Raw genomic sequence first — 22,403 nt, 5'->3', positions numbered from 1 at the left:
TTATACTTTTCACCAAAAAAATCGTCATTGGAACCAATTCAAAGACCATAAGAGAAAGCCTTGGTTCACAGAACCAAGGCTTTCTCGACAATCTGGCATAACACATTTGTGTTATGTCTTTTTTTACATCGACTATAACTAACAAGCATATTGTTCATTCCAAATATGTATTTCCGTTATTGAATAACAGACGGTACACTAAAGGTACAAATTAAACTTGAAGTTAGAGGAGAGGAATTTATGACGTATAAAGTAGTCGGAAATATAAAAATAGACGATCAACTTTACCGATTTGTGAATGAAGACGTAATTCCCGGAACTGGAATTACTGCTGAATACTTTTGGCAACAATACGATCTTTTACTCAGTGAGTACCAAGCTGAAAACAAAAGCTTACTGCAAGAGCGAGAAACGTTACAACAGAAGATAAACGACTGGCACAAACAAAAATCAGGTAAAGAGCACTCCAGTGAATACGTCAATTTCCTTAAAGACATTGGCTACCTTGAAGAGCTAACTGCTCCTATTGAAATTACAACTAAAAATGTCGACACGGAAATTACAAACCAAGCTGGGCCACAGCTAGTCGTCCCTGTTAACAACGCTCGTTATGCGTTAAATGCTGCCAACGCTCGTTTTGGAAGCTTATATGATGCTCTTTATGGAAGCGATATTATCTCAGAAGAAAATGGGGCTACTCAAGGTGCTTCATACAATCCTGTACGAGGCGAGAAAGTCGTTGATTACGCGAAGTCATTCCTTGATCAAGCACTGCCTTTACAAGATGGTAGCCATAAAGACGTTACATCTTACAGTATTTCAGAACAACAAATCATTGCTACGATGGCGTCGAAGCAAGTCCCGTTAAAGACACCATCACAGTTCGTTGGGTTTAATGGGACAGAAGAAGATCCTTCTTCTCTATTATTCCTTAATAACAACAATCATCTTGAGCTTCAAATTGATCGAAATCATCCAATCGGAAAGTCTGATTTATCAGGACTTAAAGATGTTATTTTGGAATCGGCAATTACGACGATTATTGACTGCGAAGATTCTGTAACCGCTGTAGATGCAGAAGATAAAGTACTCGTTTACCGCAACTGGCTCGGTCTAATGAAAGGTACTTTAGAGACGACATTTGAGAAAGACGGGAAATCGATCACCCGTAAGCTAAACAATGATCGGAATTATACGAGTCCAAATGGCGCATCGATTTCATTGCACGGTCGTTCCTTATTATTTATTAGAAACGTCGGTCACCTCATGACGACTGACGCAATTTTAGATGAACATGACAATGAAACACCTGAGGGCATCATGGACGGAATGATTACGAGCCTTATTGCGCTCCATGATCTCAAAAAAACAAACGCTTTCCAAAACTCAAGAACTGGTTCGATTTATATCGTAAAGCCGAAAATGCACGGATCAAAAGAAGTTGCTTTTACGAATAGCCTCTTTAATCGGATCGAAGATATTCTAAACTTAGATCGCTACACACTTAAAGTAGGGATCATGGATGAAGAACGTCGAACATCTTTGAATCTAAAAGCTTGTATTCAAGCTGCTAAAGAACGAACGGTCTTTATTAACACAGGTTTCCTAGATCGTACGGGAGATGAGATTCATACGTCGATGGAAGCAGGAGCTGTCATTCCAAAAGCCGCAATGAAAGGAAGCACATGGTTAAACTCGTATGAGAAATCAAACGTCCAACACGGGTTAAATAGTGGTTTCCAAGGCAAGGCCCAAATCGGTAAAGGAATGTGGGCAATGCCTAACCTGATGAACGCAATGATCGAACAAAAAGGCGGTCAACTACGCGCAGGTGCAAATACAGCTTGGGTTCCTTCCCCTACTGCAGCTACGTTGCATGCGATGCATTACCATCAAATTGACGTTCAATCCGTTCAAGAAACATTACTAGATGACCATACCGATTATCTAGAAGACATTTTACAAATCCCAACAACAAAAGAGACGTATAGCCAAGAAGACATTCAACAAGAACTGAACAACAACGCACAAGGTATTCTCGGTTATGTCGTCCGTTGGGTTGAGCACGGTGTCGGCTGTTCTACCGTTCCAGACATTAATGATGTTGGTTTAATGGAAGACCGAGCGACACTGCGTATATCTAGTCAGCACATGTGCAACTGGCTTTATCACGGCTTAACAAATGAAGAACAAGTAATGGAGACGATGAAGCGGATGGCCAAAGTGGTAGATGAACAAAATGCCGACGATCCAGCATACCGTAATATGGCACCAAACTTTGAAGACTCTGTTGCATTCCAGGCTGCATGTGATCTCGTCTTCAAAGGAAAAGAACAACCGAGCGGCTACACGGAACCAATTCTTCATCAACGAAGAAAAGAAGCCAAACAAAAATTAGCCGTCAAATAATAAAAACCCGTAACTAGCTCTACTAGTTACGGGTTTTTATTTAGGAATTTAACCATATAAAAATCACTTACAACGCTTCTTTCAAAGCATTGTAAGTGAAAGATGGTGTTTATTTCTCAACAACACGAGGGTCTAGTGCATCTCGCAAACCGTCTCCAACAAAGTTAAAACTCAGAACGGTAAGGAAGATCATAAGACCAGGGAAAAGCGGGTACCACCATGCCGTTTGGAAGATCGTTAAATTTTGTGCTGCAGTTAACATATTTCCCCACGTTGCCGTTGGTGGACTAATTCCAATACCAAGGAAACTTAGCGTTGATTCAGCAATAATAAACTGCCCTACAGCAAGTGTCGCTGCAACAATCAATGGTCCAATGGCGTTTGGCATGATGTGATTAAAAATGATGCGCCATTTCGAGATGCCTAGCGTTCTTGCAGCTAGTACGAATTCTCGTTTTTTAAGAGATAGCATTTCACCACGAATTAACCTTGCCGTACTCATCCATCCTAATACGGCAAAAGAAACAATAAGCCAAAAAGGACTTGGACGGAATAGCGCTACTAACGTAATCATTAGAAAGATGTTCGGGAATGAAAAAAGAATATCTACAATTCTCATAATAATACTATCAATAATCCCACCAAAATAACCAGCAATTGCTCCCATTGTTGCACCAATAAATGTTGCACTTGCCATTGCAGCAAAACCAACAAGTAAAGACATTTGTCCAGCATATAGTAAACGACTAAGTAAATCTCTTCCGAGTTGATCGGCTCCAAGTGGATATTCAGCACTCGGTTCGTGCAGACGAGCTGTTAATATTTGATAGTTTGGATCATGTGGTGCAAGTAGTGGTGCAAATACTGCCGAACCGATAATGAGTAAGAGCATCACTAAACCTAGAACCGCTAATTTATTTTGAAAAAACTTAACAACGAATATTCCAAGCATCGAACGATGTTTTCCAAGATTATCATGATTATTATTAGGGGTCATAGGTTCAAGTTTTCGATGTTGTAATTGGTCCATAATCTTTAATCCTCCCTAATACTCGATCCGTGGATCAACGATTGCATATAGAATGTCGGCAATAAGGTTACCGATAACAACAAGAACGGCTGTTAACATCGTGATAATCATAATAACTGGATAATCTCGTTGATTAACACTCGTCATAAATAAATCCCCTAATCCAGGCCATGAGAACACACTCTCTACAACGACTGAACCGCCAATCAACGTCGGCAACATAATCGCAATTAACGTAATAAGAGGCAATAAAGCATTTCTAAGACCGTGCTTGAGTATTACCTTACTTTCTTTAAAGCCTTTCGCTCTCGCTGTACGAATATAATCTTGATTTTTCACTTCTAACATGCTCGTTCTCGTATATCTAGTAAGTTGTGCCGTATCGGCAGTGGCTAAAACGAGTGCAGGTAAAAATAAATGATGTATTCGATCCATTATATTAAAATCTGCATTTAAGGTTTGTACACCACCAACAGGGAACCATCCAAATTGGACACTTAAAAACATGATAAGCATTAAACCGATCCAAAAGTTTGGAACAGCTACACCTGCAAATGAGACAAGTGTAATTGCATAATCTGTTTTTGTATACTGACGAACCGCTGAAATAATACCAATTGGAATTGCGATAATGATCGCTAATATCGTTGCCGCGGTCATCAAGATTAACGTGTTTGGTAATCGTTCTAAAAGCATGTCAGAAACGGGTCGTTTCGTAATGTAAGAATTACCGAAATCTCCAGTAACAACCCCGCTAATCCAACGGGCATACTGAACTGGTAAAGGTTCATTTAATCCCATTGCTTCAATTTGCGCCTCGCGAGCCTCAGGTGGAACGTTTGGATCGACATCCAACACTGCAGGGCTCCCTGGTGCAAATTGCATTAGTGCAAACGTAATAATTGAAATTGCAATGAGCAGTGGAATTGTGATTAATAGCCTTCTAATAATATATGTAGTCATGATTCAAATCTCCTTTTATAAAAAAGTGAAGAGAGGCTTCCCCCTCTTCACTTCTTGAATGAAGATTTACTCCTCAATCCACCATTCTTGAACTCGGAACAGACCTGCTCTTGAGTTGTAGCTATGGTTTTGAATGTTGTCTCGATACGCTTGGAATTCTGTTGGATAATACATAAACGTATAAACTTGATCTTCTGCTACTTGCATTGCTGCTTGTTGCAACGTTTCCATACGCTCATCAACGTCTAAGATTGCACGGTTATCTGTTGATAACTCATCAAATTCTTCGCTCTCATAGGCAATGTTATTTTGACCTGATTCAATATTTCTAGAATGGAATAATGATTCCATATTTGGATCAAGTGATAGGCTCCAAGCACCTGCTATGGCATCGAAGTCCCAATTAGGAGGATTAATACGGTCTAAATAAGCACCAAATTCCATTGTTTCAGTCTCTACCTCTATACCAATTTCTCCAAGCATTTGTTGTACTGCTACGATCCAATCTGTACGTACAAGTGCCTCAGAGTTCGTTAATAGACTGAATGCAAATACATCACCATCACCGTTAACGAGTTGACCACTGTCATTTTGTTCCCATCCTTCTTCAGCAAGAAGTTCAAGTGCTCCTTCTTGATCAAAAGGGATCGACTCAATCTCATCAGAATAAATTGGACCTTCTGGACTGTGTGGGAACTCTGCTACTGTTCCGTGACCATCCATAATTCCGTCAATGATTGCTTCACGATTAATCGCCATCGTTAACGCACGACGAACATTTGCGGACTCAAATAATTCATTACGTTGGTTATAACCAATGTAGTTGTAGCCGAATTGTGGCTCTTCTGCCAAATTATAACCATCTATTGATTCTACAGTTACCACATCTTGCGGTGCTGCATTCATAATATCAATCTCTCCAGCTTGTAACATCGCTAGTTGAGCATCTGTATCCCCGATACGCCATGTAATATTTTGAATATATGGGCCTTCATTGTGATAATCATCACGTGCCTCATAGTTAATATATTGACCTACTGTCCAGTCCGTCATCACGTAAGGACCTGCACCGATAACTGCATCTGTCGTACTCGCTTCATGCTCTTCGATCTCTGCATACGTCTCGAGATCTCCAAGAATATGTTCTGGAACAATTGGGGCTTGCTCTAAAGAAGCTGTTAATGCAGCATCTGGTTCGCTCATCGTAAACGTAACTTCATACTCATCAGTTGCTTCTACATTCTCAACACGCTCGAATAAAGTCGTCGATGTACCTGCATAATCTTCCATAAGATAAATACCTACAGTGAAGACAACATCATCTGCTGTTAGTTGCTCACCATCACTAAAAAACACATCGTCACGCAGTTCAATAACTTGCTCTAAACCATCTTCAGAAACTTCCGGTAAATCAACTGCAACATCTGGTTCTACATCAAATCCCTCTACTGTTTGACGATAAAGGGCAGCATGTACAAGGTCATGAGCATCACGCGATGCTGTATCTGAAACCGTAGCAGGTGTTAAACCGTTCGGTTCAGCATCTGAACCAACAATGATTTCGCCACCTTCAACAGGTTCTCCAGTTGCAGCGGAGTCTCCATTTTCATCATCAATGTCCTCTACATCTTCACCATCTGTTTCTTCTGTATCAGGCTCAGTTCCTTCATCAGCGCCTGTTTCTGCGCCTTCATCGCTACCTCCACAAGCAGCAAGTAACATCCCCATTGTAAAAATCATTACTAAAAACAACCATTGTGTTTTCTTTACCACTAAAAAATCCCCCTTTAGTTAATGATCATAATAAGTACTCGACGACCATACGACCTCACGTTGTAGAAAGATCCCCCCTCATCTGGAATAAAGCTTTATTAATGTAAGTGACAAGCAACAAAATGATTTGGACGTACTTCTTTCATCTCAGGTGTTACTTCTTTACAATGGTCCATAACGAACGGACAGCGTGTATGAAATACACAGCCAGTCGGTGGATTAGCTGGACTAGGTATATCCCCTTTTAATAAAATACGTTCCTTCTTTACTTCACGTGGGTGTGAACGTGGGACTGCTGATAATAATGCTTGAGTATATGGATGTAATGGTTCATCATATAAATCTTTTTTGTTTGCTACCTCAGACATATTTCCGAGATACATAACACCAATTCGATCTGAAAAGTGCTTAACGACACTTAAATCATGTGCAATAAATAGGTAAGTAAGATCAAATTCATCTTGTAAATCATTTAGTAGGTTTAAAACTTGTGATTGAATTGACACATCTAGTGCCGATACAGGTTCATCACCTACGATTAACTTTGGATTTAAAACTAGTGAACGAGCGATACCAATACGTTGTCGCTGCCCACCTGAAAATTCGTGAGGGTAACGATTGATAAACGATGGATTCAACCCTACTCTTTCGAGAATGGATTGTGCATACTCCCTACATTCTTTATGTGTCTTATACATTCGATGCACTTTCAATGGCTCAATTAAGGTCGTCCCTACAGTTTTTCTAGGGTTTAACGATGAATACGGATCTTGAAAAACCATTTGCATATTTCGCCGTAAGTTGAAAAGGTGTCTTTCTTTCTTTGAAGTAATATTTTCCCCTTCAAAAAAAATCTCTCCTTCTGTTGGCTCATACAAGCGAGTAATCGTTCTTCCGGCAGTTGATTTACCACAACCAGACTCACCGACAAGACCGAAAGTTTCACCTTTTCTGATAAAAAAATCAATACCATCTACAGCTTTAATATGACCTTTAGTACGTTGGAGAACTCCTGCCTTTATCGGAAAATACTTTTTTAAATTCTTGACTTCAAGAATTTTTTCAGAATGCTGAATTTTTTCATTGGGTTTGTTTTGAGCGACGATCGATGTTCCCATCCTTACCGACTCCTTCCTCATGTAGAAAACAGCGTACTTTATGTCCCGTTTCTTTCTCTAGTAATGTTGGCTGTTCTTCCGTACACACTTGCATTGCGTATGGACAACGAGTCACAAAGCGGCATCCTTTAGGAAAGTTATCAGGCGTCGGTACCGAACCAGGAATAGATTGTAGGCGAGTCTGTTCATCGTTTAGTTTCGGCATGGAATTCAAAAGTCCTTCTGTATACGGATGAAGAGGTTTGTCAAAAATTTCGTCAATCTTCGCCTCTTCAACTACTTGACCCCCATACATGACAACAACACGTTGTGCAAGTTCTGCCACAACTCCGAGGTCGTGGGTAATGAGAATGATTGAAGAATCGTAGTCTTTGGAAAGCCCTCTCATCAAATCGAGAATTTGTGCTTGTACGGTTACATCCAATGCAGTAGTAGGTTCATCGGCAATGAGCAACTTAGGGTTATTACTAAGTGCCATCGCAATCATGACCCGTTGCCTCATTCCTCCAGATAAACGGTGCGGATATTCACGCATCATTTCACGAGCTCGGGCAAAACCGACAATCTCTAACATCTCAATTCCTTTTTCATGTGCTTCACGTTTCGATAAAGGTTGATGATACATCAATTGTTCGCGAAGTTGTTCACCAATTGTATAAACCGGGTTTAATGACGACATCGGCTCTTGGAAAATCATTGAGATGTCGTTCCCCCGAACTTTATGCATGTCTTTTTTCGATTTCTTAAGTAAGTCCTCACCATTAAAGATAATTTCCCCGTTTGTAATTTTACCATTTGGTGCAGGGACGAGTTGCATAATGGAGAGCGAGGTCATGCTCTTACCAGAGCCTGATTCCCCTACAATTGCTACTGTTTCTCCTTTTTCAACTGAAAAACTAACACGATCAACGACGGTTAGTTCTTGTTTACGGCTGAAAAATGATGTCGTTACGTCTTTAAGTTCTATAACTGTTTCTTGCCCCAAAGTATGCACCCCCATTCAGTTAGATCTGTATGTATTTTTATACTTTATTGAATTGATAGATAATTAGAAATGCGTAACAAGTGCCCTTGTACGAATGACAATGAAACTACTGAACATTATAAGGGCAGGATTTCAATGATGCAACGTTTTATTTAGTCTATTTTTAATATTTTTGAGATTATATTGTCACAATTCGTAACAATCTTAGCGATCAATATACGAAAACGTATCTTTATACTGCTTTAATTCAACGTTTACATCAACGCTAATAATTCCTTCAATTTCTGATAGATCTTGGTTCACAAATGAGACGAGCTCATCGTTATTTTTGAAGTAAGCTTGGATGATTAGATCGTGTTTACCAGAAAACGCACCGATAAATCGTACAGATCCGTGACCTTGCAACTGGCAAGCAATTGAATCTTGCTTTCCTAATCGTGTTTCAAGTCCGATAATGGCTTGTACGTTTAAACCTACCTTGTTCGGATTCGTATGAATGATAAATTCAAATACATCCTCCTTTAGCATCTTATTAACACGTGAACGAACCGTCCCTTCGCTAACATCAAGAAGACGGGCAATTTCGCTATACGACTGCTTTCCGTTTTGTTGCAAAAGAGCCAAAATTCTAAAATCCATTGTATCAAGTTCCATTCGCCCATCACATCGATTTCGTATATTATTTTAAATATTCACTACGCAATCGTTAGAAAAGAGTGCATCTTCTATTGAATTCGTAGAATAATTTAGACTTATTATACGGTGTGCCGGCAATCTATGCAATGGTTTTTTCATACAAGTATTTTCTTTAGAACGTCGCAATACTGATTATTAAACTACGACTTTTTTCATATTAAATAAGAGCGCACGTTTGTGCGCTCTTATCGTTAAATCGTTTCTTTACCGCCCATATATGGAATTAATACGTTCGGAACACGAATCGTCCCGTCCTCTTGTTGGTAATTCTCGATAATTGCAGCAATCGTACGACCAACTGCAAGACCAGATCCATTTAACGTATGCACATACTCTGCTTGTGCTTTTGGTTCTCGTTTAAATTTGATGTTTGCTCTTCTCGCTTGATAGTCTTCACAGTTACTACAAGAAGAGATTTCTTTATAGCTACCATAACTCGGTAACCATACTTCAAGATCATACGTTTTTGCAGCTGTAAAACCAATATCACCAGAACATAGATCTAACACACGGTAAGGAAGTTCTAGTTCTTGTAATACGCGTTCTGCATGCCCCGTTAACTTCGTTAACGCTTCGTAAGAATCCTCAGGCTTCGTATACATAATGAGCTCGACTTTACTGAACTGATGCTGACGAATAATCCCACGTGTATCTCTTCCTGCAGAGCCTGCTTCAGCTCGGAAGCATTGACTATAGGCAACATATTTAAGATCAAGGTCATCACCATGTAGAATTTCATTACGGTGAAGGTTTACGACCGGTACTTCTGCAGTTGGAATTAAATAATACGGTCCATCTTCGAGTGCAAACGCATCCTCTTCAAATTTCGGCAACTGTCCAGAACCAATCATGCTATCACGATGAACAATTTGCGGTGGTAACGTTTCAATATACCCATGCTCATCCGCGTGTAAGTCCATCATCCACTGCATAAGCGCACGCTCTAGCCTAGCTCCACCACGTTTATAGTACGCGAATCGGCTTCCCGTCGTACGCGCTGCTCGTTCAAAGTCAATAATATCAAGCTCTGTTGCTAAGTCCCAATGCGCCTTCGGTTCAAATTCGAACGTTTTAGGTTCTCCCCACGTTTTTACTTCTACGTTTTGTTCTTCACTTTCACCGATCGGCACAGTTTTATGAACGAGGTTCGGAATTGTTAGCAGTAAATGGTTAAGTTCTTCCTCGACGCCTCGTAATTCTTCGTCAAATTGCTTCATTGCTTGACCAATTTCTTTTGTTGTTGCTATCAAATCATCAGCGTTTTCTTTCGCACGTTTTCTCTCTGCAACTTGCTTACTAGTTTCGTTACGTCTTTGCTTTTGTTCCTCAGTTTTCACGATTAACTCTCGGCGTTTCTCATCAAGCGTAATGGTGCGATCAACTTCTTCTGGATTGCCACTTTGAGACTTAATGTTGGTTTTCACTTCTTCTACATGTTGACGAATGTATTTCATATCTAACATAGCCATACCTCCTTTAAAATATAAAAAACCGCCCCTGTAAAAACAGGGACGGTTAAACCGCGATGCCACCCTCATTGTTGGTCTACAAAAGACCAACCAGCTCAAGCCCAATAACGCAGGGAATACGAAAGAACTTAGTTAAGAAACAACATTTCTCGTTCCGTTCTTCACTCAAGGCTGGATTCTTAACCGAATGTTTACCGGTTCGCAGCGACCACCGGCTCTCTGAGAAACTTCCGCTTAATACTATTGCCCGTCAACGTTTTTATTCATAGTGTAGACCATTTGTTCATGATTTACTCATTATAGCATGATTTTAATTTTACGAGAACCATCCACCAATCATGTCAGTTGTACGTCCCCAAAGCCCCGAGAAGAAATCACCGATGCCTCGCATGGAAAGTACGAACCAATTGGAACGTTCAACGTCTTGTTGTGTTACAACTGGTACTCGGTTTTGGTTTTCTAATTTTTCATTAAGGTACTCAACGTCTTCCTCACCAGCATAAGAGATTGTTGCATACCCTACAGTCGTTCCTGCTTCAACAGGTGCATCTAACGTGCCATCTTCATTAAGCACGTCTGCTGCAATCGTAAATTCAACATCAAAATTCTCTTCATCTCCAGATGAGACGGGCACTTCAATGTTAGAAGCCGTGGCAATGGCTACTTCTTGATCTCGTCCACTTGGAACTTCAATCGTTAACATTTCAGGATCTTGTTGACCCTCTTCTACGATTTCAGCCGTTTCATACGTATCAAACCCATAATCATAGAGTACTTTTGTTTGTTGGAAACGTGCTGAGTTATCTTCTGTTCGCATTACAACAGACAATAAACGGGTATCGTCTTGCTCAACCGTTCCTGTAAATGCACTTCCTGCGCGCGAAGTTGAGCCTGTTTTTAACCCATCTACGCCTTCATACTCAAATAAATGCCCAGGTAACATCCAATTCCAGTTCGTCATTTCAACGTAATCATTCGTTCCCTCACGGAACGGCAAGGAAGGAATGTTCGCTGTTTCTAGAATTTCCGGATACTCGGTAATCACGTGGTAAGCAAGTGTTGCCGTGTCTCTTGCTGACATTTCATTCTCAGCATTCTCATCAGTACCCTCAGGGTGGAACCCTTGCATACTCGAATTGTTTAACCCTGTTGAGTTAACAAAGTGTGTATTCGTAAGGCCTAACTCTTCAGCCGTTTCATTCATCAGATCAACAAAGGCTGCTTCACTACCTGCTACGGCTTCTGCTAACGCAATTGTTGAGCCGTTCGCTGAGTAAATCGCCATCGCTTCATACATTTCTTCTACAGTATACGTCGTATCCGTACGTAAAAACACATTTGATAAGGTTCTGTCTTGTGATAATAAGGCTACTTCATCGGTAACCGTTAACTCTTGATCCCACGATAACTCTCCTGCTTCAATCGCACGATTAACGAGGTATTCTGTCATCATCTTAGACATACTTGCTACCGGTAATTGTTCATCAATATTGTCTTCGTATAGAACGACGCCGCTTTCCATATCAACGAGAATAGATGCTTCCGCATCAATTGACGGTTCCTGTGCTGATGCTGGAGTAATGGCAACTGTAGCGAGTAAGGCAGCTGCTGTTAATGCAGTCATTGATTTATATGTATATCGTTTCATATATGTACTTATCACGTTAACTAACACCCCTTGGTGATCTTGTCTAATCCAGACGTAATTTTACCACAGATGAACCGTAAAAAATAGATGCCTGTAGACAGTTCTTAATTTGTCCCTTTTTAATCTAAAAAAGACCCGGGAAATTTCCCGGGAAATGAAAACTATACGCTATAATTCGGAGCTTCTTTCGTAATTTGAACATCATGTGGATGACTTTCTTTTAAAGAAGCACTCGTAATTTTAATGAACTGACCGTATTCGTGAAGTGCTGCTAGGCTTTCTGTACCGCAGTAACCCATACCAGCACGCATTCCACCCGTCATTTGATAAAGGGTATCCGCTAGAGGACCTTTGTAAGCAATGCGACCCTCGATCCCTTCTGGAACAAACTTTTTGTTTTCTTCTTGGAAGTAACGGTCGTTGCTTCCCTTTTCCATCGCTCCGAGTGAACCCATACCTCGGTATACTTTAAATTGACGACCTTGGTATATTTCTGTTTCTCCTGGACTTTCGCTTGTCCCTGCAAGCATGCTTCCGAGCATAACTGCTGAAGCACCTGCTGCAAGAGCCTTCACGATATCTCCAGAGTATTTAATACCACCATCAGCAATGATCGGTACATCGTGTTTAGCAGCTTCTCTTGCACAATCGTAAACTGCTGTAATTTGTGGAACACCTACACCTGCGACGACACGAGTCGTACAGATTGAGCCTGGTCCAATACCTACCTTAACGATATCAGCTCCAGCTTCAATAAGGTCTTTCGTTCCTTCAGCCGTTGCAACATTACCGACAATCAAGGTGACATCCGGGTACTCTTTACGGATCTCAGAAACCGTATCAAGAACTCCTTTAGAGTGACCGTGTGCCGTATCGATAACAAGTGCATCGACACTTGCTTCAACGAGAGCTTTAACACGAACGTTCGTATCTTTAGATACCCCAACAGCTGCAGCTACAAGCAAACGACCTTTTGAATCTTTCGCTGAGTGAGGGAATTCAATCGCTTTCTCAATATCTTTAATCGTAATAAGTCCCTTTAACGTCATATCCTCATCGACAAGAGGAAGCTTTTCAATTTTATGCTTTTGTAGAATTTGTTCTGCTTCATCAAGTGTCGTTCCAACTGGCGCTGTCACAAGATTGTCTTTCGTCATGACATCATCAATAAGAATTGCGTAATCTTCGATAAAACGTAAATCACGATTCGTTAAGATCCCGACTAGCTTCTGATCTTCATCAACGATTGGAACACCAGAAATTCGGAATTTACCCATCAAGTGCTCTGCATCAAACACTTGACGATCACGCGTTAGGAAAAATGGATCGGTAATTACACCGCTCTCCGAGCGCTTTACTCGGTCTACCATTTCTGCTTGTTCTTCGACACTCATGTTTTTGTGAATAACGCCTAAACCGCCTTCACGGGCCATGGCGATCGCCATACCAGCTTCCGTAACTGTGTCCATTCCCGCACTAATAATCGGCACATTCAGTGGAAGCTTCTTCGTTAATTGTGTTGAAATGTTTACATTTCTCGGATGAATCTCAGATCTGGCCGGTACAAGCAAAACGTCATCGAACGTAAGTCCTTCTTTGGCAAACTTGTCTTCTCTCATCATTGAAGCTTCACCCTTTCTGGTCATTTCACGTGTATTCTTCGCTAAAACGGGGATAGTAATGCTAAAGATTGTAGAATGTATTTTTCCTATTTTATCACGTTTTTACGCAATGTTTAGGTGCGAACAAGAAGTTCTAACTTTCTAATAAATTGAAAGGAAAAACTTGTATGAACCCGCTAAATGATGTCAGACCTTTTCTAGCAGTCGACCCTCTTCAGAAAAGTCTTCTTCGTTATTACATAAGAACTGGATATGAAGAGAAAAAGGCTAGTTCTTTCGCTTATCAAAATACTCTACCGTTTCTTCACCGGTTCTTACAAGGAGAACGACTCTTAAATACGCAAGAATCTGCTGATCTTCACATTCAACCTTTGCTTCTTTATTACGGATTCACAGAGTTTTTAAAAGCGATTATATTATTTTACCAACCTTCCTATCCAGAAACAACATCCGTGCTTGCGCATGGACTTAGTACGAGAAAACGGAAAAAGAAAGATTACCGTTTTATTGACGATGAAGTAAAAACACAACGCAACGGGCTTTTTCCGTTACTTTCTTCAAAAATGTTTCAGCTCACCATCGAAGAAGGAACACGTTTTAAAATGTCCGAGTTATTCATTCAACTACACGATATGGAATCAATCATTCGTCACGATGCACGAATTATCCCGCCGAAAAACACGACGATTGTTCCTGAATTACTTACACACCACATGCTGTTATACAACTTGAGCATGATTAGCCGTTATGAGAGTGAGTGGTGGGGTGAACTAATTACAAGTCGCTTGTCTCAAGACGTGCCTTTGATTGAATTGTATTTACAACAAGCAGGAAATCGTATTCGTACGTTAATTCGTGAAGAAACATTAAAGGGCCTCATAACAATGTAAAAGACCCTCAACTGTATGGTTGAGGGTCTAACTGGTTATTTAAGATTCGTTTTGATCGTTGGAGTCATCTGAATCAACATCACTTGATGTAGATTCGTCTTCTTCTGGTGATTCATTTGTTACTTCTTCCAATGTTTCATTCGACGTCTCTTCGATCATTTCTTCTATTTCTTCGGCTTCTTCGTCTGGCTCAAAAGGTGCAACAGAGGACACTTCTTCATCATCCGCTACACGTATTAACGTAACACCTTGAGCGTAACGACCGAGTGTTGAAATTTCGTCCGCTTTAATTCGAATCAAAACACCCTTAGCTGTGATTAACATTAAATCATAATCATCGGAGATGACACGGAGTGCAACAAGGTGCCCCGTTCGTTCCGTTAGCGTTGAAGCACGTAGCCCTTTTCCGCCTCGATTTTGAATACGGAATTCATCTTCATTCGTTCGTTTTCCGTATCCATTGTTCGACACAATCAGTACCTTTTGACCGGTTCCGACAATATCCATACCAACTACTTGATCGTTTTCATCAAGGTTAATGGCTTTTACACCACCAGCTGTACGTCCCATAGAACGGACATCTTCTTCCTCAAATCGAATCGCCATTGCATTTTTAGTACCAATAATAACATGATCGTCACCATTCGTTAATCGAACCCCATGAAGCTCATCATCATCACGAAGATTAATGGCAAAGAGTCCGCCTTTGCGAATGTTTGCGTATGCTGATAACGGTGTACGTTTTGCAATGCCTTTCTTCGTTAAGAAGAACAGGTAATTGTCGTCACTAAATTCATCGATCGGAATGACCGTACTAATTTCTTCGCCTTTTTCAATTTGAAGCAAATTAATAATTGGAATTCCCTTTGCTGTACGACTAAGCTCTGGAATTTCGTATCCTTTTAAGCGATACACCTTCCCTTTATTCGTAAAGAAGAGGATCGTTTGGTGTGAGTTCGTCGTAAAGAGATGCTCAACGAAATCCCCGTCATTCGTTCCCATTCCTTGAATTCCACGACCACCACGGCGTTGACTCTTATACGTCGTAATCGGCAAGCGCTTAATGTATCCTTCATGCGTAACCGTGATGACAATGTTCTCTTGAGGAATTAAGTCTTCATCTTCAAGAACGTTCTCACTCGCATGAATCGCCGTACGTCGTTCATCATTGTAACGTTCTCTTACCTCAGCAAGCTCTTCACGAATAAGCGTGAGTACTTTCTCATCATCCGCAAGAATCGCTTTTAATTCAGCAATTTTCGCGATTAACTCGTTATACTCTTGCTCAATCTTGTCTCGTTCAAGACCTGTTAATCGTTGAAGACGCATATCTAAAATCGCTTGAGCTTGTTCATAAGAAAGTTCATAGCTTTCCATTAAGCCGTTACGTGCAATTTCAGTCGTCTCAGAGGCACGAATGAGCGCGATAATGTCATCAATATGATCAAGAGCAATTCGAAGTCCCTCGAGAATATGAGCTCTCGCTTCCGCTTTATTCAAATCAAACTGTGTACGACGACGAATGACTTCAATTTGGTGATCCAAGTAATGCTTTAGTGTCTCTTTTAAGTTCAACACTTTTGGCTGACCGCCAACGAGAGCTAGCATATTAATTCCAAACGTCGTTTGTAGTGACGTGAGCTTATACAGATTGTTCAATAACACATTGGAATTGGTATCCTTACGAACTTCCATGACAATGCGCATACCTTGTCTAGCCGACTCATCGCGAAGATCTGTAATTCCTTCGATCTTCTTCTCGCGTACAAGCTCTGCAATTTTTTCAACAAGGCGTGCTTTGTTCACTTGATAAGGGAGTTCCGTGACGATAATTTCTTCCTTACCACTCGGTTTCGTATCAATGTGAACGTTAGCACGAAGCGTAATCGATCCTCGACCTGTTTGATAAGCTTTACGGATTCCACTTCTACCCATAATTAAGCCAGCTGTAGGGAAATCAGGTCCTGGAATGTACTCCATTAATTCTTCAATCGTAATCTCCTCATCTTTGCTATAAGCAAGCAATCCGTCGATCACTTCTCCGAGTTGATGAGGAGGGATGTTCGTTGCCATACCTACGGCAATACCTGAAGCTCCGTTTACGAGTAAGTTCGGGAATCTTGCTGGTAACACGACTGGTTCACGTTCTGCACCATCATAGTTGTCTTGATAGTCGATCGTATCTTTACGAATATCACGAACGAGTTCAGTTGAAATCTTGGACATTTTGGCTTCTGTATACCGCATCGCTGCTGCAGAATCACCATCAACCGATCCAAAGTTTCCGTGTCCGTCAACGAGCATATAACGATAGCTGAAGTCTTGAGCCATACGAACCATCGCTTCGTATACAGCAGAGTCTCCGTGTGGATGGTATTTACCGATGACATCGCCGACAATACGTGCTGATTTCTTGTATGCCTTATCTGGTGTCATTCCTAATTCATTCATGGCGTAGAGAATACGTCGATGAACAGGTTTCATACCATCTCGAACGTCAGGAAGTGCACGGCTAACGATTACACTCATTGCGTAGTCAAGAAATGACGTTTGCATCTCTTGACTAATATTAATTTCATGAATTCTTGATTCCTGGTCTGCCATCCTCTTACCTCCAATTCCTTAAACGAACCAAACTGAATTACACGTCCAAGTTCTTTACATACTCCGCGTTCTCTTGGATAAATTCACGTCTTGGTTCTACACGATCTCCCATCAACGTCTCAAACACTTGGTCTGCAAGCATAGCGTCTTCCAATGTGACCTGTAATAGCGTCCGCTCATCAGGATCCATCGTTGTTTCCCAAAGTTGTTCAGCGTTCATTTCCCCAAGACCTTTGTAACGCTGCACATCTGGTTTTGGTGTTTCTGGCCATTCTTCTAAAGTCGCTTTTAATTGTTTATCAGAGTGCACATAAGCAATTTTTTTACCTTGCTTCACTTGGAACAATGGTGGCTGTGCAATGTACACGTAGCCATGTTCAATCAGCGGCCTCATAAAGCGATAGAAAAACGTTAAAATCAATGTTCGGATGTGGGCACCATCGACGTCCGCATCTGTCATTAACATGATCTTATGGTAACGAGCCTTCTCAATGTTGAACTCATCAGCAATCCCTGTTCCTAGTGCTGTAATGATCGTGCGAATTTCGTTGTTCGCTAAAATCTTATCCAATCTCGCTTTTTCAACGTTTAGGATTTTACCACGTAATGGCAAAATCGCTTGAAAGTGACGATCGCGTCCCATCTTCGCTGAACCACCAGCAGAGTCACCCTCTACGATGTAAAGCTCACTTATTGATGCATCTCTAGATGAACAATCCGCCAATTTACCAGGGAGCGCCCCGACTTCTAATGCACTTTTACGGCGCGTTAGGTCTCGGGCTTTCTTTGCTGCTTCTCTTGCTCTTGAAGCTGTAATTCCCTTCTCAACAATCAGTCTTGCCGTGTCTGGATTTTCTGCCAAGAAACGTGCAAATAACAAACTAAACTGTTGGTCAGTAGCCGTTCTAGCTTCACTGTTTCCAAGTTTTGTTTTCGTTTGACCTTCAAATTGAGGATCAGGAATCTTAACTGAGATGATAGCCGTTAATCCTTCGCGAACATCTTCACCGACAAGGTTAGGGTCGTTGTCTTTAAACAACTGGTGCTGACGCGCATAGTTGTTTATTACACGTGTGAGTGCTGTTTTGAACCCCGACTCATGTGTTCCACCTTCGTGCGTGTTGATGTTATTTGCGAACGAATAAATGCTACTCGTAAAGCTATCATTGTATTGAACCGCTACTTCAACGGTCATGCCATCTTGTTCACTTTCAATAAAGATTGGAGGTTCATGTAACGCTTGTTTGGAACGGTTTATATATTCTACAAATGAGCGAATACCGCCCTCATAAAAATATTCATGCTTCTCTGGCTCATCTTCACGCATGTCTGTGAAAATAATACGTAAACCTTTGTTCAAAAAGGCGAGCTCGCGAATTCGAGTTTTTAAAGTCTCTGCATCGTATTCTGTCGTTTCTGTGAAGATAAGTGGATCTGGCTTGAAATGAACACGCGTTCCCGTTAATTCCGTCTCACCAATCACTTCAATGTCATTTTGAATATTTCCTTGTTTAAATAACTGCATATGAACCTTGTTATCACGGTAAACATGCACTTCTAAGTGCTCGGATAAGGCGTTAACAACTGACGCACCTACCCCGTGCAAACCACCAGAGACCTTGTACCCTCCAGCGCCAAATTTACCTCCAGCATGAAGAACCGTCATAATAACTTCAAGCGCAGGTCTTCCTGTCTTCTCTTGAATATCTACTGGAATACCTCGGCCGTTATCGGTAACCGTAATGCTATTATCTTCTTCGAGTACAATGTTAATTTCATCTGCATAGCCAGCCATCGCCTCGTCGATACTGTTATCAACAATTTCCCATACGAGGTGGTGCAATCCCTTCGGTCCTGTTGAACCAATGTACATGCCTGGACGTTTACGGACTGGATCTAATCCTTCTAGTACTTGTATTTGACTTGCATCGTAAGAGTGTTCCATCGACAATCTGTTCACCTTCACTTCTGTCGGGTTTTTCTACCTAAACTGATCACGTTCAATCAGTTTCTTAAATTTAAGCCTCGTTCAATAACCTAAGTGTTCGTTGAACCCTCACTTGGCTCATCATCTTGTAAAACTTCTAATTCTGTAAGGGATCGTCTCATCAGTGTCATGGAGGAGATCGGTGAATAATAGACTTTGTCATTTGTAACGACGATCGCTTTCGTTGCTTCGTCATTAATATGTGAGACGTACTCAGTAACAGCCTGAGCAAGAAAGTCCTCGGTATATGTTGAAGATTCATTTCCGTCATAATTAAGAATCGCTATTACATCTTTGGAGCGTATGACGGTATCTCCGCCTAGATGAAGAAACAAACAATCACCTCCATTAAGTTCGAAAACGACCGTTAAGGGTCCATTCGCACTTTTCCACTGTTCACGTAAAATCGTTTTGCTTGATTTAGTGTCTCATGTTCAATACCGGAAACGTTTGTCGTCGTAACAAAGGTCTGAACTTTACCTTGAATCGCGTTTAATAAATGCGATTGGCGAAAATCGTCCAACTCTGACAATACATCGTCAAGTAGTAAGATCGGTGGATCAGCCGTTGCCTCTGTAATCAAATCAATTTCTGCGAGTTTCAAAGATAAAGCAGCTGTTCGCTGCTGTCCTTGAGAACCATACACTTGAATTTCTCGTTCATTAACAAAAATAGCAAAGTCCTCTCGATGGGGACCGACTAAACTAAGACCTCTGCGAATTTCTTGCTCTTCTTTTTTATGAAAAGCTTCTCTGTATCTTTCTTCTATTGTCGACAAATCTGAGGTTTGAGATACCTCAGCAGTAGAAACATAGTCAAGCCGTAGATCCTCAAGACCTCGACTAATCTGTTCATGTATAGGTGCTGCCCATGATTGTAATTTATCTAGAAATACAAAACGTCTAGACACTACTTTTGCAGCTGCTACAATCAATTGCTCTGTTAAAACTTCAAGCATTATTGGGTCTTTTTTTGACCAATAATCTTTCAGCAACTGATTTCGTTGTTTGAGTGTTTTATAGTATTGGGAAAGATCATGTAGGTAAACATTACTAATCTGCCCAATTTCCATGTCGATAAACCGTCTACGCTCTTTTGGACCGCCTTTTACGAGGTTTAAATCTTCTGGAGCAAATAAAACGACATTAAGAGCACCGATATATTGACTAATCCGTTCTTGCTCAAGGCCATTAAGCTTTGCTCGTTTACTGCCTTGCTTTGCAAATTGAACGTCTAACGTTAACGAACTTGTACGCTTTTCAATTTCTCCATGAATGCGTGCATGCTCTTCTCCCCATGCAATGAGTTCACGATCTTTGGATGTTCGATGAGACTTAGCAAAACCGAGCACATACAGCGATTCGATCAAGTTCGTTTTCCCTTGAGCATTCTCACCGAGAAAAAGTATGACGCTGTTATCAAAAGTGAGCGTTAACGGTTCAAGATTTCGATACCCATTCAAAGAGAGCTTTTGAACGTGCAATCTTCATCGCCCCTTTTACTCGGTGTTATGGTCGTGTTCAATTTGAAACTGGCCAACTTCCTCTACTTCGATCACGTCGCCATCATAAAGCTTCTTCCCTCTTTGAGATTCAAGTTCCCCATTAACAAACACATCATATTCAGCTAGGATCATTTTCACCATGCCACCCGTGCTTGCGATCGTAGTCACCTTTAGCAATTGGCCTAATGTGATAAATTCTGTCGATATCTTCACGATTTCTTTCATAATAAGAACACTCCCACATAACTTCCTCTCTACGAACATTTCATTCCTCTCTTTATTTTACTAGAAAAAAACGTCTAGCGCCAATCCGTTCAAGTACATCGAATAGCCTAATTAAAAAAAAGAGAAGCTCTCAAGAACAAAATGTCCTTGTAGAGCTTTTCTTAGTTTGTTCGTACAGGAGAAAACAAGTGCGTCATTTGATCATGATCGGTCGGTCTTACAACAAATGGACTCATTGAACCTGTGAACATAATCGAGATTGTTTCACTGTCGATCACTTTTAACGCATCAGAGATATTTTTTCCGTTAAAGGCAATTCGTAGTTCTTCGCCTTCAAAATGATTCGCATGTAATTGTTCTTGTACTTTTCCAGCCTCAGCGGATACGGACGTAATTTCAACTTGTCCACCTGTGGATGCTTTCATGTGAATGACGTTGTTTTTTGCTTCCCGTGAAAGCAACATCGCACGATCGAGCGCTTGATTTAATTTTTTTGTGGATAACTCCATCGTTGTTTTACCATTCGTAGGAATCATGTTGTTTGTTAACGGGAATTTCCCATCAAGTAGTCTAGAGAAGAATAAAAGGTTTTCCATCTTGAATAAAACTTGAGTACTCGTTATGACGATTGTTACCGGTGTTTCGTCATCTTTAAGAATTCGACTTAGTTCTACAAGACTCTTACCTGGAATAATAATGTTCGTAAATGAAAGTTCTTCATCCCCATCAAAGCTTGCACTTCTAAGCGCTAAACGATGACTATCTGTTGCTGTTGCCGTTAGTTTCAAGTGCTCAACATCGAAGTTTACCCCTGTTAAAACAGGTCTCGTTTCTTGGTTTGATACAGCAAAAACCGTTTGACGGATCATGTCTTTAAGTAAATGTTGTGGAAGAATTAACTGATCCTCTTCAGGAAGTTCAGGGAGCTTTGGATAATCATCTGGATCGTACCCGTTTAAATTAAAAACGACTGTGTCGGACTCAATTGTAGCTGCCATCTGTCCGTCACGTTGAATTGTTAAGGTTTCACCAGGCATTTTTTTGACGATATCTGTAAAATATCGTTCTTGAAGTACGAGTTGTCCTTCTTCGAAAACGGTCATAAATTCACGTTCTTCATTCCCAAGTGGAATAAACGTTTCAATCGAGATATCAGAATCACTACCTGTTAATGTAACGCCTTCTTGAGTAGCGACGATTTTAATTCCTGTCAAAATTGGAATTGTGGTCCGTGAAGAGACGGCTTTACTTACATATTGAACCGCGGTTACAAATTTATCTGTTTCAATTGAGATATGCATGAAGGGGTTCCTCCTGTGTAGAAGAAAAAAGCAGCATCGCTTCCGCTGCTCCTTCCTTTTTTATCATGAATTCTAATTTAGTAATTATAAATAAAAGTTCGTAGTAGTAGTATAGGGTGTGTATGATGTGGATAAATCAATAAAGCCTTTGGAGTTACTAGGTTTTGCACATGTGGATA

17 protein-coding genes and 1 other annotated feature are annotated in these 22,403 nt (G+C 40.7%); of the genes, 2 read left to right on the top strand and 15 right to left on the bottom strand.

Annotated features, from left to right (window positions below; translation table 11 throughout):
* The first annotated feature begins 240 nt into the window (after positions 1-240).
* Complete coding sequence (locus JOD17_RS17765) at positions 241-2,409, top strand: malate synthase G (protein WP_204699351.1); 2,169 nt, start codon at positions 241-243, stop codon at positions 2,407-2,409.
* 109 nt (positions 2,410-2,518) lie between these two features.
* Here JOD17_RS17765 and opp4C read toward each other — a convergent pair whose 3' ends face one another.
* The 9 genes from opp4C to guaB all read right to left on the bottom strand — a co-directional run bounded on the left by opp4C (position 2,519) and on the right by guaB (position 13,710).
* On the bottom strand, positions 2,519-3,406 hold the full coding sequence (gene opp4C / locus JOD17_RS17760; RefSeq protein ID WP_204699361.1) for an oligopeptide ABC transporter permease: 888 nt from the start codon (positions 3,404-3,406) through the stop codon (positions 2,519-2,521).
* Positions 3,407-3,454: 48 nt separating this feature from the next.
* Positions 3,455-4,402 (bottom strand): ABC transporter permease, encoded by a 948-nt coding sequence (locus tag JOD17_RS17755; protein ID WP_042358019.1) that lies wholly within the window; start codon positions 4,400-4,402, stop codon positions 3,455-3,457.
* Positions 4,403-4,468: 66 nt separating this feature from the next.
* Positions 4,469-6,175: an ABC transporter substrate-binding protein gene (locus tag JOD17_RS17750; RefSeq protein ID WP_204699349.1), complete on the bottom strand. Its 1,707-nt coding sequence runs from the start codon at positions 6,173-6,175 to the stop codon at positions 4,469-4,471.
* A 98-nt stretch (positions 6,176-6,273) separates the two neighbouring features.
* Entirely contained in the window at positions 6,274-7,293 is a 1,020-nt protein-coding gene (locus tag JOD17_RS17745) for an ABC transporter ATP-binding protein (protein WP_204699347.1), read from the bottom strand.
* Positions 7,256-8,293 (bottom strand): ABC transporter ATP-binding protein, encoded by a 1,038-nt coding sequence (locus JOD17_RS17740; protein ID WP_204699345.1) that lies wholly within the window; start codon positions 8,291-8,293, stop codon positions 7,256-7,258. The genes JOD17_RS17745 and JOD17_RS17740 overlap by 38 nt, the downstream gene beginning before the upstream one ends.
* A gap of 189 nt (positions 8,294-8,482) precedes the next feature.
* Positions 8,483-8,932 carry an Lrp/AsnC family transcriptional regulator gene (locus JOD17_RS17735; RefSeq protein WP_042358023.1) on the bottom strand — a complete coding sequence of 150 codons (450 nt, stop codon included), beginning with the start codon at positions 8,930-8,932 and terminating at the stop codon, positions 8,483-8,485.
* Positions 8,933-9,165: 233 nt separating this feature from the next.
* Complete coding sequence (serS, locus tag JOD17_RS17730; protein ID WP_204699344.1) at positions 9,166-10,437, bottom strand: serine--tRNA ligase; 1,272 nt, start codon at positions 10,435-10,437, stop codon at positions 9,166-9,168.
* A 41-nt stretch (positions 10,438-10,478) separates the two neighbouring features.
* Positions 10,479-10,706 (bottom strand) — a binding site (T-box leader).
* A gap of 53 nt (positions 10,707-10,759) precedes the next feature.
* On the bottom strand, positions 10,760-12,106 hold the full coding sequence (locus JOD17_RS17725; protein WP_338028825.1) for a D-alanyl-D-alanine carboxypeptidase family protein: 1,347 nt from the start codon (positions 12,104-12,106) through the stop codon (positions 10,760-10,762).
* Positions 12,107-12,252: 146 nt separating this feature from the next.
* Positions 12,253-13,710 carry an IMP dehydrogenase gene (guaB, locus tag JOD17_RS17720; protein WP_204699359.1) on the bottom strand — a complete coding sequence of 486 codons (1,458 nt, stop codon included), beginning with the start codon at positions 13,708-13,710 and terminating at the stop codon, positions 12,253-12,255.
* A gap of 170 nt (positions 13,711-13,880) precedes the next feature.
* Here guaB and JOD17_RS17715 point away from each other — a divergent pair, with 170 nt between their 5' ends.
* Entirely contained in the window at positions 13,881-14,603 is a 723-nt protein-coding gene (locus tag JOD17_RS17715; RefSeq protein ID WP_204699343.1) for a YaaC family protein, read from the top strand.
* A 39-nt stretch (positions 14,604-14,642) separates the two neighbouring features.
* Here JOD17_RS17715 and gyrA read toward each other — a convergent pair whose 3' ends face one another.
* The 6 genes from gyrA to dnaN form a co-directional block, all read right to left on the bottom strand.
* Positions 14,643-17,207, bottom strand: coding sequence for a DNA gyrase subunit A (gyrA, locus tag JOD17_RS17710; RefSeq protein WP_204699342.1), 2,565 nt, complete (start codon positions 17,205-17,207; stop codon positions 14,643-14,645).
* A 37-nt stretch (positions 17,208-17,244) separates the two neighbouring features.
* Positions 17,245-19,152, bottom strand: a complete 1,908-nt coding sequence (gene gyrB / locus JOD17_RS17705; RefSeq protein ID WP_204699341.1) for a DNA topoisomerase (ATP-hydrolyzing) subunit B — start codon at positions 19,150-19,152, stop codon at positions 17,245-17,247.
* 92 nt (positions 19,153-19,244) lie between these two features.
* On the bottom strand, positions 19,245-19,529 hold the full coding sequence (gene remB / locus JOD17_RS17700) for an extracellular matrix regulator RemB (RefSeq protein WP_204699340.1): 285 nt from the start codon (positions 19,527-19,529) through the stop codon (positions 19,245-19,247).
* A 32-nt stretch (positions 19,530-19,561) separates the two neighbouring features.
* Positions 19,562-20,677, bottom strand: coding sequence for a DNA replication/repair protein RecF (gene recF / locus JOD17_RS17695; protein WP_204699339.1), 1,116 nt, complete (start codon positions 20,675-20,677; stop codon positions 19,562-19,564).
* Positions 20,678-20,692: 15 nt separating this feature from the next.
* On the bottom strand, positions 20,693-20,923 hold the full coding sequence (yaaA, locus tag JOD17_RS17690; protein WP_204699337.1) for a S4 domain-containing protein YaaA: 231 nt from the start codon (positions 20,921-20,923) through the stop codon (positions 20,693-20,695).
* 161 nt (positions 20,924-21,084) lie between these two features.
* Positions 21,085-22,224, bottom strand: coding sequence for a DNA polymerase III subunit beta (gene dnaN, locus JOD17_RS17685; RefSeq protein WP_204699335.1), 1,140 nt, complete (start codon positions 22,222-22,224; stop codon positions 21,085-21,087).
* Positions 22,225-22,403: the final 179 nt, after the last annotated feature.

It is taken from the genome of Geomicrobium sediminis (genome assembly GCF_016908595.1).
Classification (GTDB): Bacteria; Bacillota; Bacilli; order Bacillales; family Marinococcaceae; genus Geomicrobium_A; species Geomicrobium_A sediminis.
Note: the sequence above shows the minus strand (reverse complement) of the source record. Positions and strands in the feature narration are given on the sequence as shown.

Coding starts and splice junctions, on each gene's coding strand:
- JOD17_RS17765 (WP_204699351.1), top strand. CDS start 241: ATGACGTATAAAGTAGTCGGAAATATAAAAATAGACGATCAACTTTAC.
- opp4C (WP_204699361.1), bottom strand. CDS start 3,406: ATGACCCCTAATAATAATCATGATAATCTTGGAAAACATCGTTCGATG.
- JOD17_RS17755 (WP_042358019.1), bottom strand. CDS start 4,402: ATGACTACATATATTATTAGAAGGCTATTAATCACAATTCCACTGCTC.
- JOD17_RS17745 (WP_204699347.1), bottom strand. CDS start 7,293: ATGGGAACATCGATCGTCGCTCAAAACAAACCCAATGAAAAAATTCAG.
- JOD17_RS17740 (WP_204699345.1), bottom strand. CDS start 8,293: ATGGGGGTGCATACTTTGGGGCAAGAAACAGTTATAGAACTTAAAGAC.
- JOD17_RS17735 (WP_042358023.1), bottom strand. CDS start 8,932: ATGGAACTTGATACAATGGATTTTAGAATTTTGGCTCTTTTGCAACAA.
- serS (WP_204699344.1), bottom strand. CDS start 10,437: ATGTTAGATATGAAATACATTCGTCAACATGTAGAAGAAGTGAAAACC.
- guaB (WP_204699359.1), bottom strand. CDS start 13,710: ATGAGAGAAGACAAGTTTGCCAAAGAAGGACTTACGTTCGATGACGTT.
- JOD17_RS17715 (WP_204699343.1), top strand. CDS start 13,881: ATGAACCCGCTAAATGATGTCAGACCTTTTCTAGCAGTCGACCCTCTT.
- gyrA (WP_204699342.1), bottom strand. CDS start 17,207: ATGGCAGACCAGGAATCAAGAATTCATGAAATTAATATTAGTCAAGAG.
- gyrB (WP_204699341.1), bottom strand. CDS start 19,152: ATGGAACACTCTTACGATGCAAGTCAAATACAAGTACTAGAAGGATTA.
- yaaA (WP_204699337.1), bottom strand. CDS start 20,923: ATGAAAGAAATCGTGAAGATATCGACAGAATTTATCACATTAGGCCAA.
- dnaN (WP_204699335.1), bottom strand. CDS start 22,224: ATGCATATCTCAATTGAAACAGATAAATTTGTAACCGCGGTTCAATAT.